The organism is Enterovibrio paralichthyis (assembly GCF_019209835.1).
GTDB classification, from domain to species: Bacteria; Pseudomonadota; Gammaproteobacteria; order Enterobacterales; family Vibrionaceae; genus Enterovibrio; species Enterovibrio paralichthyis.
Map to the genome: position 1 here is coordinate 70,221 of NZ_JAHUTS010000014.1, position 12,847 is coordinate 83,067.

Here is a 12,847-nt window from a genome sequence, read left to right on the forward strand (position 1 = left end):
CGTTTCGCACCGCTTAATCAAACTTGAAAGCATCGTGCTGTTGCAACGCCGTCACAATCTCTGCAGTGCTCGCACCCATCGCCAAATCCAGTCCAGAAGCAGAAATATCCATATTTTCCAGAATGATGGTTTGAGATTTCCCTGCTTCAGAATGCATTGCCAGTGTCACTGTGCCATTACCTGCCACAGTCGCATCATCGAAGTACGGCAGAATGTCGCCCACATCCGGCGTGGTAGTAAAGTCCGGCAACAAATTACTGATATCCAGCTTATCCTGACCCAAGACAAGATCCGTTACCGTATCAGTGTTTGCCGGATCGCTCAGCGAAGCGGATTCCCATATAAAGAGATCGTCGCCCTCACCGCCTGTCAGTATGTCATTCCCCGCCCCGGCCAGTAAGGTGTCGTTACCGTCCATACCGAACAGGCTTTCCCCGGCAGAATCGGCGACAAGGTTGTCTTCTGCCGCTGAGCCCATGGTGTCGCCAAGATAGAGCTGTCCACCATTCACCAGCGCCGACAGGAGTTCAGCTTGGGATAAACCAGACGAAGCGCCGTTGATTAACGCATCGAGCGACACATCGTTAAACACAATGTGCTGCACCGCGTCACCGCTATCCAGAATGCTGAGTGTAGTGGTGCCGCCTGATTCCGACAGCGAGAGGATGCTGGTCAGGTCGCTGAAAGCAGTCAGGTGGGTTACATTGACTGCGGCGCTCAAATCCACCACATCGCTGGCGGGATTAAAGTCCCCGATGGTATCGGTATAAGCAGCCCCCACGGAGCCCAGATCGCCCGAAGACCAGACAAAGCGGTCGCCGCTGCTATTCCCAACACCCTCATCGCCACCCCAGAGCATGTCATCTCCAGCGCCGCCGGTAAGGATATCCGCCCCCAGTCCGCCGATTAGCAGATCATCACCGGCACCGCCATTTAGCGCTGCACTTTCTGCTCCTGACGCAACCACATTGGCCACCGCCAAATCAGAGGCTTCAACCGCCCCTGTTGCAGGGTCAACCACATCTATCTGCAAGGAAACAGGTACTGATTCTGCCGTTTCCCCGGTGCTGGTTTCGGAGATTGCCACCACTTCCACTTGCTGCGACAACACAGCAGAACCAGTGACATGCAGTTGGCTCAACTCGTCTGCGGTTAAGGTCAGCACGCCGTTTACCGGGCCGGCTCCCATTGCAGCACCGTCTGCGTCGGTAAAGGTTAACCCAGCGGGGATATTGCGAATTTCTACCGACAGGGTTTCAGAAGGATCCGTCAATGCCGCCGCCAGCCCCAGCAAGGGGATGAGCGCCGAAATGCTGCCTGCAGCCGCTGCTGTTTGTGCCGCATTCAACGTCAGGGTTGGGATATCCGGTTTAGGGGCAACATTCACTGTGATGGATGCAGTATCACGTAATGCACCGCCTGACCCCGTACTACCATTGTCATTGACGACAACCGTCACGGTGTCCTGACCGGAGAAGTTGGTATCCCCAAGATAGGTAACCCCACCAGACAAGACAGCGTTGATATCATCCAGCGCACCATTGAGGATCATGGTGCCCGAATCCTGGCCTGTGACCGTAACACCCGGTGGAAGCGGCGTAGTCGAAGGTAGACCGATAACACCATCAATAGCGCTCAGGCGCACCGTCACTGCATTGCCTGCCTGTTCGCTAGCGTCAACATCCTTGACCTGAATGGACTCTATCAACAGTGGCGTGTCTTCCTCGGCATTCACCGTGGCCGGTGCTGTCAGTTCCGGCGCATCATTAACCGGAGAGACAGTGACATCAATGGTCTGGTTTACCCAAAGTGAACTCTCTGCCTCCACACCGTTGTCCACGGCGCGGACAGAGATCTCAAGCTTGCCATCCCAATTGAGTGTATTGGCATCACCAGGCGTAAAAATCAGGCTAGAGAGCGTGCTTTGGTTGGCAATGATCACCCAACTGCCATCGCTCTGTTTTTCCGCTGAACTGCCCGGTGCAACACCGGTTGGCAGAGAAATAGATGCGCTGTCAGGCACGTTGGTCAGTACAACCTTGATGGTTTCAGGTTCATTTTCCGTGACAGACAGGCCGGTGCCATCATAGGTGGGCTTGTTATCCACCACGCTGATATCCAGTGGCAGGACAATGTTGTCATCCTCAGAGCCCGCCACCGAAGGCGTGATCTCAGCGTCTACGCCGTCGCCAACCGGATTAACGACCACATCAATACTTGTTTTGTAGGCTTCCGGTGCGTCAAGTGCCGATTCTCCTGCGAAGACAACCAGCTCGACGGTCATTTTTCCGCTGAAGTTTTCCGGTGGTACAAACGCGATGCTATCCAGATTGAGGCTTTGCGCTCCCGCTGGCACGCTTACCGTCCAGATCCCGCTTCCGCTGTTTTGCACCAACTGGCTGCCCGTAGATATCACCTGGAAGTCATCGGGCACTCCCACCAGCCGGATAGAGTAAATCTTCTCTGAACCGTCGGTATCGTTAAGCTGCGCCATCACGCCTGTGAGAGGAATAGCGCTGTCCTCGTTACCCGAGATTGGCGTGGTATTGCCACTGAAAGTCACCGGATCGTTTACTGGCTGCACCTCGAACGACACGCTTGAGTTGACGGTGTCAGTAACGATTGAATCCGGCTCGCCAGTGTCGTCATTCACCGCTTTGTCTTCAACCGTCGTAGCCATGGATACCGAGACATTTCCGCTGAAATCTTTCGCTGGTTTAAAGTGAATCGAAGAAAGCTCGCTGACGGAGACCGAAATGCTGCTCTGCGGGTTTTCCCCGTTGGCATCGACAAAGAACCCCATCGAAGTGTCAACACTCAAAACCACCGAGGTGACCGACTCAACGCCGGACGTAGGCGATGTATCGGGGTCAATCAGTTTTGCACTAAAGTCCAGCTCGATAATGCCATCTTCCAGCGCTTTTCCGGCCACAGGCACCCAGTCAGTCTGGTTGTCTGTCGGCCGTTCTTCGCTGTCTAAACCGTTGGTTTCAACCACGGAAACGGAGGTAGTAACACCATCCACCACAGGGGTAACCAACACAGACAAGGTGGTCGACACCTCTTTTACATGACCGCTGAGCAAGTCGGTTGTTACCAGTTTGATTGGCAAAGAGACATCACCGGCAAAGTGTTCCGGCAGGTGAAGTGACACACTGGAGAGATCGACGCTGCCATCAGACCCGACCGGCACTTTGGCGACGTATTCGCCGGTCGCAAAGTTAAAGTCCATGCCGGAAACCGTGCCGCCGATAGCCGCTAGGTCACCGCTTGAAATCACCAGTGTCAGCTCGTCATCACTGACATGAAGCGCTTCAACGCTGATCTGTCCGTCCAGTTGATCACCAAGGTTGATAGCTTTGTCTTCAACCCCTGTAATGTCCTGTGGCGTGACCGTGATATCCCCAGCCTGCTGGTTGTTATCAACGCTGCCCTGAAAATCCAGGGTGAGGATAAGTGGTGTCTGCTCGACTTGGGCACTGACATCCCCCTCGCCCGCATCGCCCTGATCCTGAACCCGCGCAGTCACTTTGATATAAACAGGTGTGGAAATCGGAACCGTCGTTGATATGGCGAGCGAACTGAGGGCACTTTCGGGAACCGTCCAACTGCCGTCGCCGTTATTGATACCGCCGGCAACGGTAAACTGGTCAAAGAACGCCTGATCAGCCAGGGTCAGCGGCGTACCTTGTGCGTCTTTCAGGAAGGTTACAACTACCTGCGTAATAATTTCCGCGCTGTTGCCGTCTGTGTTAACGCCTTCCGGTGTGATAAATGCCAGATGCTGATCGGCTGCAGCCAGCGAAATCGTACCTGTGCCGTTATCACTCACGGTCGTTGAAAGCGGGTCATCACTGCTGTTCACCAGTTCAATGCTACCGTCATCTTCCACTGCCGCCACGATACGCACATTCAGGGTGCCAGTAATTTCGGCTGTGTCGATGGCGGTTGAATCTGTGTCGGCTTGCTCGACTGTCAGTTTGACACTGAGATCAATATTTTCATCCTGATCGACATTTTCCGGCGCGCGCAACAGTAGCTGAGCGCCACCCAGCAAAGCCTGCACCTGAGCTGCACTCAATACGGCTTCTCCACCACTGAAGGCCAAAGGCGTTGATTCACCGGAAACGGTAAGGGTGTAACCGGCATCAATCGCGCTTTGCGCCATGCTGAAGGTGATGGCCGTGATCTCTTCGTTGTTATCCGTGTAACCCTGGTCGGCATCCGGTCGCCAATTCACCACCACATTCTGGTCTTCAACGCCCCGACTGCTAAGGCTGTAATCCGTCGCGTCAATTTTGGGTTCGATGTGGATAATCACGTCTTTGTTCACCGTCAGCGAATTGCCGTCATCTTCTGTGACAACAATAGTGACGGTGAGGTGAATATCGTCCGTGCTGCCTTCCGGTGGCACGACTTTGATATCTGAAAGGCCGTCCACCTTTGCCTGGTATTGCGGCTCGCCATTGGGCCCGATACCTGCATAAATCAGGTTGATGGCGTTCTCATTGGTATCCAACAGGGTGACGCCGGGCGGGATGTTTGTCACCAAGGTAGAAAGCGTTTCTGATTTGTCACCAGACAGGGCTGTCCCTGCTTCACCGGACGAGATATTGAATGAGAGCGACACTGAACTGTCTTCATCAATGGTGGTTTCAATACCGGTATCGACGCCGTTTTCTATAATCGGCTGCCATACATTTCCGAGGTCAGCGCTGATCACCGGCACATCGGCTACCCCTTTCAAGGCAACATTCAGTATTTTCGACGACGTTTCATAAACATGGGTGGCAGTTTCAGGTACACCGGAAGCATTGGTAATGGTCGCGGTATCTTTCACCACACCCTTCACTGTCAGGGCAAAATCAACATTGCTCTGTGGTGGCGGCAACAGTGAAAGCCCGCCGATATCTGTGTAGGCGATTTCATAAACGCCATTTTCCTGCGGCACTTCCGTACCATTCGCCAGCAAGAGCTTTGCGCCCGTCGGCAAATTGGTGATCCAGACATACAGCGCTTCAGAACCATCCAAGTCCGCCGTGTCCGTCAGGCTGATATGCGAAGAGAGCGGAATGAGCTCATCTTCCAATCCACTGGTCCGGGTCACCCGCAATGTCGTCGAATCTGCAATTGGATCGACTGCCACCGTCAATGTCCGGGTTACCGAATCGGCCGTTTGCTGTCCGTTCACATAGTTGGCGGTTTCCTTGCCCTGTGCTGTTGCTGTCAACACCACGTCGCCGGAGAAATTGGCATCCGGTTTGACCACCATCTGATTGATATCAGCCGCGGCAATCAGATATACCCCGCTTGCATCGGGCGTGAGTGTGTTGCCATCCAGAATCAGGCTAGCACTGCCACTGTCTATGGAGAGCAGATAATTCAACGCTTCAGAGCCATCGTTATCCTGCAAATCAGCACGTATGCTGAGGGTTGCGCCGTCACTGTCTTCATCGATGGAGTAGTAGGTGACCGTGTTGTCATCGTCCCACTGTGGTACGTCTGCAATGCCTTCCACGGTGATGGTGAAGCTTTGTTGGGGTAAAGCGCGCTCCGAGCCGTTGCTGTTGTCGACGTAGGCATTCACGGTAAACGTTGGAATACCATTGCTGGCGGAGTAATCCTGATCCGGCACAAAGGTCACGCCCTGCAACGTCCACAACACATTGTCCGCATCCGGCGTAAACAGGCTTCCCGACAGCGTTATCATCCCGTTGGAAATGGGCAGCTCGCTGCCATTGGCGTAAAACGTGCCGTGCGCATTGGCCGGCAAGGTGATGGTGACACGGTCTACGTGCTCGCCTTGATCATAATCGCCGATATCCACTGTCATATTGATGGCAATGCCATCCAGCGGGTTGGCCACTTCATCATCATCCGGATCGCTAAGACGCCCTTGGTCTTCAATACCTTCCGCGTTATTGACGATAAGTTGTGGCTCATCATCCACCACGATGATTTGGGTGGTGCCGACAACAATATCGCCGTCACCATCAAGAATTTCATAGCTGAATGTTTCAACGAACCGGTTGTTTGTCGCGCTGCTATGGTCAATGCTCGGGTCTGCGGTGAACCTGATATTCCCGCTGGTTTGGACAGTCAGGGTGCCGAGAACCTGTCCGCCAACACCCTGCGTGACGGTAAAGCTGTTGTTCAGACCCTGTGCCAGTTCATGCTGCTCACCATTAATGGTGACCGATTTGATTACCGCATCATCCGCGCCACGGTTACGTGCAGGCAAGACGGTCAGCCAGCCGGAGTTTTCTCCTTCTTCTGCCGTCACACTGCCACCGCCGACACCAACATTGTCTGTTTCCAGCGAGAACGGCACATCATCGAGCACGTTCACAACGATCGTCGCTTCCGCTACATCGCCGTCGCTGTCTGTCACCTCCACAGGGAAGTTAATCGCCAGGCTGTTTTTTTCATCGCCACGGGGATGGTCGAGCGCGCCTAACAAGACGAAAGCGTAACGCCCGTCCGGGTAAACCGTCAGGGTGAACACCTCACGGCTTTCAGCGACCCCTGTATAAACCTTGCTGGTTGCAGTATCACTGGTCAGTTCCAGAGAGACAGGCTCGCCGCGGGAGCTGAGCGGGATATTGTTGCCGCTGTTGTTCTGGCTGTTGTCACTGTTTTGCGCCGCAAAGCCGGAAACGTCAATGGCGATACTTTCAATCTCGTCGCTGCCGGAATCAATCTGAAGCTGTCCGCTGGCGCTGTCCTGATCTGTACCCACTCCGCCCGGCGTGGTGCCGGGGCGGTTAGTATTCGCGCCGCTGCCATTGGCGTTGATGTCACTCTCTTCAACATTCAGCTCGGGCGCTGCGGTAACAACCGGCGGCTGCCCATCAACAATTTCAATACTGAACAGGGCGACGGAATTGACGGTGTCACCGTCACTGTCTTCGGTCTGTAGCCGCACGGTGAAAACGAGTCTATCCCCCCTAAACGAGACAAACTCAGTGGATTGACTGTCTGGCAGGTGGTCGATGGGCTTGTAAAGAGTCAGTGTCGGTGTGATATCCAGATTAAAACCGTCACTTGCCTGCTGCGCACTGAAACTCAGTGTCATTGCAGTTTCGCCATTCACTGTGCCTGTCAGCGTCGCGGTAGAAGCGTCGTAGGAAAATGAAAGCGCCTCACCACCGCTGGTCAACACAGCGCCCAATCCGGTGATCAGCTCCTGCAATTGCAGTGAATCAATCCCGATTTCAGACGGAAGTAAGCGATCTGCCGAGGCTTTTGCCTCGCCGGTGGTAAATGCGGTTTCCGGATACCCCTTCTCACTGCCATCAGGCGTTAGATCCGGCTCCGTGAGCACAACTATGCCAGTGACACCGGCAGGGGAAATCGCGCCGTCGTCATCGCTCAGGGTGACAGTAAATTCGCCGGTTGTTTCATCGCCGTCGGTATCCAACACTTTCACGCCAATCGGCAAGGTAATCGCGGCATCGCCCTGATCGATGGCATAAAACTGGGTGACTGTGTATGAGCCTGACGGATTGCCATCGCCATCTAAATCAAGGGAAATAGTCAGCACTTTAGTGCCATTGGCGGGTGTGGAAGCTGATGACAACGAAGGATCATCAAACACCACGACAATTTCGTCTGTAAGTGCAGAAAACGGCTGTGGTTGAATGGACGTTTGATACCCGTTACTGGTGAGTGCGTTCAGTGCATCTTCCAGCCCCGGCACAGCAAATAGCGAGATGGATTTGACGGCATCAGAACCCTGCGTCAGCCCCAGACTGACACTTTGGGACTGACTAATCGTGTTAACGGCTGGGTCAACCAATTCAGCGTTAGTTGGGTCAACACTCGGCGGTGAGCCATCAAGTACCGTGACATTGAAATCGGCCAACGTGATATCGCCGTCTTTGTCTTCAACCCTGACCGACAGCGGGAAGACCACCTTCTCGCTGTCAGGCTGGTCTATAGCATGTGACAACGTCACACTATATGAGCCGTCTGTCGGGTCAAGCGTGATATACAGCACCCGCACCCAATTGCTGTTCGCATCAAAATACCCGAGGTCAATAGGTGAAGTTGTGCCATTCACATCAACACTGCCCGGCGCGAGATCCAGCGGGTGGCCATCACTGGTTAATCCGCGCAGTGAATCGGGAAACGATGCACTTAACGCCCAGGTTACGGAGTCAATTTCGTCACTGCCTACCTGCAAACCTAACGAACCTTCCGCTTCAGACGGTGCAGCATTGAAACCAGGATCGGTCAGTTCAACACTGGTGGCATCTGTGGTGGTGCCTCCTCCGTCTTTTACGGTGTACGCGACATTAATGGGGGCATCGAGAAGGTCATTGTCTGAATCGCGAATCTGCAGTTGGAGATCAATCTGTAGGCTGTCTTCCCCTCCACCGGTCCCTTTTATGAATTTGACCCAGCGGTTGTTGGCATACTCATCTGGGTCGTTTTCATCCAACGGCTGGGACAGCACAAAATCAGACGCCACACTCACGCCTGTTGCGCCGGTTCCTGCTTCCTGCGTGGCTGTCAGGGTGAAACGCATCACTTCACTGCCATCGCTCTTGCTGCCCACCAGCACAACCACATTCGGATCGGTGCCCGCTTCCACGGCAAATGTTAACGCCGCACCTGAAGACGTGAGTGCGTTCAGTTCATCCAACAAACCGGACTCACCGTTTTGCGCTTCCAGATTGGAGATATACAGGGTATCCGGCAACAAACGGTCAGCGCCGGCATCCAGCGTGACAGTGCCTTCCGCCGTCTGGGCGGGTGAACCGAGTTTGGCTTCTGTCAGGGTATAGTCACCGGCGATTTCCGCTGCATCCCCTGAAGCATTCCTGCCATCTTCAAGCGTGACGGTAAACGACCCCGTTTCGCTGTCACCGTCGCGATCCACCGCTTCAACGGTGACCGGGATGGCTTCTACATTCAACGCGCTATTTTCATCAATTGAGGCGTTTTGGGTGACTACGTAGCCATAACCACCGGTGTCATTTCCTGCCAGTTTGGTCGATGGTAATTCAACCAATGAAATGGCAAGCACCGTAAAATCCGGGTCGGAAGCCAACGTGACCTGAATCTCGTCATCCGTGACGGTGTAACTTGTTGCGTATCCATTACTGGTGATGCTGCTAAGCACGTCAACCAGCGCGGGCGTAGAGACAATCCTGACCACTTCGAGCGCGTCACTGTTCACATCCACATTCAGCGGGATCGGGTCGGACACATACTCCAGAGTATCTTCGTTATGGTTGGTGTTGTTGGGGTTCACCGACGGGTTGGCACCGTCGAGCAATGTGACATTAATATCGACAGGTGAATCCAGTTCATTGCCGCCGCTGTCCTGCCCCTGCACCGCAATGGCAATCGAAATACCGGCCGGCGAGACGGTGACCAATCCGGCGCTGTCGCCGCTTATCTGGTCGAGTGGCGCGCTCAGTGACACTGTCACAGTCAGGCTGACATCACGCCCACTTTGTGTGGCTTCAAGCGAGATGGAGACAACCTCTGCCCCATTCTGGCTACCGATGATGGCTTTGCCATCGTCAGAGAGCACATAGGTTAAAGGTTCGCCGCCACTGCGGGTATCTGTCGTCAGTTCTTCAATAAGTGTTGCGGCTACAGCGGGCTCAATCACAAAGGAATCAGCCTCTAGCGGCAAGGTTCCTGCTTCAACATCAATTTCTGCGGTGACGGTTTGCGGATAAGGGCTTTCACCGTTTAGCGGGTTCAAATCCCCTTCCGTAATGGAAAGCGAAATTGTTTCACCGCCACCGGGTGGGACAATCACGGAGTCATCTTCAACCGCCACTTCGGGTGCCAAAGGTTCATAGGCAGTTTCGAATCCCGCGCGGGCAAGCACGCTGGTATTGTCATACTGGATGATGGCATAACCGCCGATAGAAGAACTCAGCCCGTTGCCGCCTGCTGCGGGAGCTTCAAAATCAACCGTTGGGTCTTCACCGGCTAAAATCGCCTGTTGCAAGGCGGCGATATCCCCTTCCAAGAGCGCCAGAGGGTCGGAGCTCTCAATCAGCGAAACGTTTTCCTCCAGCCCGATAACTTCTATGCCAGCATCGTCCAGACGCACACAGGTTGCACAGGGCTCATTGACCAGAACCGGCACGCCATTTTTCATCACGACATACTTGGCACCGGGCCCGGCGACGATTATATCGTCCTGCTGTAAGGCGGTTTCGCCAGTGAGAGGCATTGCAACATCGTTGCGGACAATGTACACAACGCCTTCAGGGTTACTTGCCATTAAGGGGGAGTTTATCGCTTCTGAACCATCTGAAGCGGTTTCAATTCTGTAGCTCGCCATTCTATCTCCAACGCCAATCCCAATTTGACTGAATACTGCCTGGAAGAAGATTTCCAAAAGCGGAGAGTTGAACCTTAGCAAAGGCCAAGTAAATGGATTGACGAGAGTTTGAGACAAAAAACAATCATTTTGCCCCTTCTACCCTCCCGATTAGTCGAAAAACCTGTAAGTGGCTGTCTGAATTGTCTCATTTACGATAGGAACGCGATAAACCGCCGTTTGGGGGGTCAAAATTGCCCCAACATGCCCTAACTTTACGGGGCGAACGCAATATGTGACTGGAAGCATGTGGGTTTATACACACATGACTAGATACACATGCATTACTTGTGTTCAGGGAAAGCGAAATCGTTCGGAGATCACAGCACTCGTCAGGACGTAGCCTCCAGTTTTCCCAATTTAAATTTAAAAACGTGTCTCAATTCGGTTTGAGGGAGTATTCATGAAGAAAAATAAGATCACTGACGGAACAGGTCAAAGGACGCATACAGCGTTTCAACATACGTTGAAGCCCGCATTGAGTGCACTGACCTTGGTTTTTGCCGCTCTCGGCAGTTCGGCAGCGGTACAGGCCCAATCTCTCGAGCAAGCCGTCGCAACCACGCTGACACAAAATCCAACCATCCGCGAAGCCTATAACGAGTTTAAAAGTCGTGAAGAGGATATTGACGCTTCGCAGGGTGGGTATCTGCCCGCATTGGATGTGGATGCCGGTATTGGCTATTCAGATTACAACAGCGATGCCACCAAAGGGACGTTTCACCCGCGCGAAGTCGGTATTAGCCTCCGCCAGTTGATTTGGGATGGCGCCATTACCTATAACGACATCAAACGCACAAAATCCGAAGCAGAAGCACAGCGCTACCAGCTGCTGGCAGACGCACAGGATACCGCGCTGAGTGTGGCAGAAGTCTATATCGATGTACTGCGCGCCGAAGCGATCCTCGATTTGTCGCAGAAGAACCTCGTTACCCACGAACGTATTTACGCAGATATCAAAAAGCGTACTGACTCCGGGTTAAGCTCTACCGCTGATTTGTCGCAAGCTGACGGCCGTCTCGCGCAGGCGAACTCCAACCTGCTGTCTGCGCAGAGTAACCTGCAAGATGCCATGATCCAGTTTGAGCGCGTCGTCGGTGACACGCCTCGGGATCTTGTCCTGCCGGAAGTGGATGCCCTCTTCATCCCCGCGTCACTGATTGATGCCATCACCACCGCTAAAGAAAACAATCCGGTGATCAAAGTGGCAAACAACGATGTGGATGCCGCGCGCTACCAGTACGAGCAGACCAAAGGTGATTTCTACCCGACCTTTACTGTTGAAGCCTCACAACAATGGGGAGAAGAACTGGATGGTACGCCGGGTGACACCGATGAGTTCCAGGCCATGGTGCGCATGCGCTACAACCTGTTCAACGGTGGCACCGACGCCGCAGAGGCGCGCAGCGCTGCCTTTCAGGTCAACAAGGCCAAAAACATTCGCCAGAACGCACATCTGCTGCTGGATGAAAGTACCCGTCTGGCATGGACAGCCAAAGAGCTCGCAGAACGTCAAACTGTCTTCTTGCAGCAACATGTCGATGCTTCAGCCAAAACACTGCAAGCCTATGAGAAGCAGTACCTGATTGGCCGCCGCTCATTGCTGGATTTACTGAATACAGAAAACGAGCTGTTTGATGCCCGCCGTTCGTACATTGATTCTCACTACTCGGGTATCTTCGCCAAATACCGCGTCCTGAATGCCACTGGTCTGCTACTTTCAGAGTTAAGGGTAGACACGCCACAAGAATGGCAGGCGTCTATCTATAACAACCAAAGCAATGAAGGAGAAACACAATGATGAACGCTGTATGGCAGCCCTCTGCCAGGTTCAAATGGCTTCTCAAAGGCACGACCGCAATGGCAGCTGCACTGTTGCTCAGTGCCTGCTCGGTGAGTGTCTCTTCACCTCCGGTGGCAATGCAACAATCAGATCTTTACGACGCAGACAACGATGGGGTGATCAATGCCCGTGATGCCTGTGAAGGCACGCCACAGGGTGCTGTTATCAACAATGAAGGCTGTTCTGAAATTATCGATATTTCCGCGCGGGACGACCTGCACATTCTGTTCGCCAACAACTCCGCGGAAATCCCGCAAAGCTTCAATGAAGAAGTGACAGATCTGGCGCGCTTTCTGGCCTCGTTTCCGCAAATTCATGTGGAGTTAAACGGCTACGCCAGCAAAGTGGGGAACTCCGCCTATAACCTTGCCCTGTCAAAACGCCGCGCAGACTCCGTCAAGCGTGCCTTGATCCGCGCTGGCGTATCAGCTGATCGCATTAATATTGTCGGCTATGGCGACAGCGACCCGGTAGCAGCGGACTCACAAGATAAATCAGACATGCTCAGTCGCCGCGTGACAGCCAGTGTGGCGATTTCTGAATCTGAGCTTGTGAAGAAATGGACAATCTACACCTCCCGCCAGTAAAGCTATTGCGGATACAACGAAAAAAGGGCCAGCTGGCCCTTTTCCTTTTTGCGTTGACGTGTATGC

The 12,847-nt window shown here is 53.6% G+C and carries 3 protein-coding genes; 2 read left to right on the top strand and 1 reads right to left on the bottom strand.

Features of this window, described 5'->3' with window-relative positions; all coding sequences use genetic code 11:
• Positions 1-13: 13 nt before the first annotated feature.
• Complete coding sequence (locus tag KU854_RS16155) at positions 14-10,312, bottom strand: retention module-containing protein (RefSeq protein ID WP_255555601.1); 10,299 nt, start codon at positions 10,310-10,312, stop codon at positions 14-16.
• A 442-nt stretch (positions 10,313-10,754) separates the two neighbouring features.
• On the opposite strand from KU854_RS16155, the gene KU854_RS16160 reads away from it, so the two are divergent.
• Complete coding sequence (locus KU854_RS16160; protein ID WP_218359466.1) at positions 10,755-12,152, top strand: TolC family outer membrane protein; 1,398 nt, start codon at positions 10,755-10,757, stop codon at positions 12,150-12,152.
• Entirely contained in the window at positions 12,149-12,781 is a 633-nt protein-coding gene (locus KU854_RS16165; RefSeq protein WP_218359467.1) for an OmpA family protein, read from the top strand. Before KU854_RS16160 ends, KU854_RS16165 begins: the two co-directional genes overlap by 4 nt.
• Positions 12,782-12,847: the final 66 nt, after the last annotated feature.

What these genes read in the sequence shown, in the direction of transcription:
- KU854_RS16160 (WP_218359466.1), top strand. Translation starts at nt 10,755, where the DNA reads ATGAAGAAAAATAAGATCACTGACGGAACAGGTCAAAGGACGCATACA.
- KU854_RS16165 (WP_218359467.1), top strand. Translation starts at nt 12,149, where the DNA reads ATGATGAACGCTGTATGGCAGCCCTCTGCCAGGTTCAAATGGCTTCTC.
- KU854_RS16155 (WP_255555601.1), bottom strand. Translation starts at nt 10,312, where the DNA reads ATGGCGAGCTACAGAATTGAAACCGCTTCAGATGGTTCAGAAGCGATA.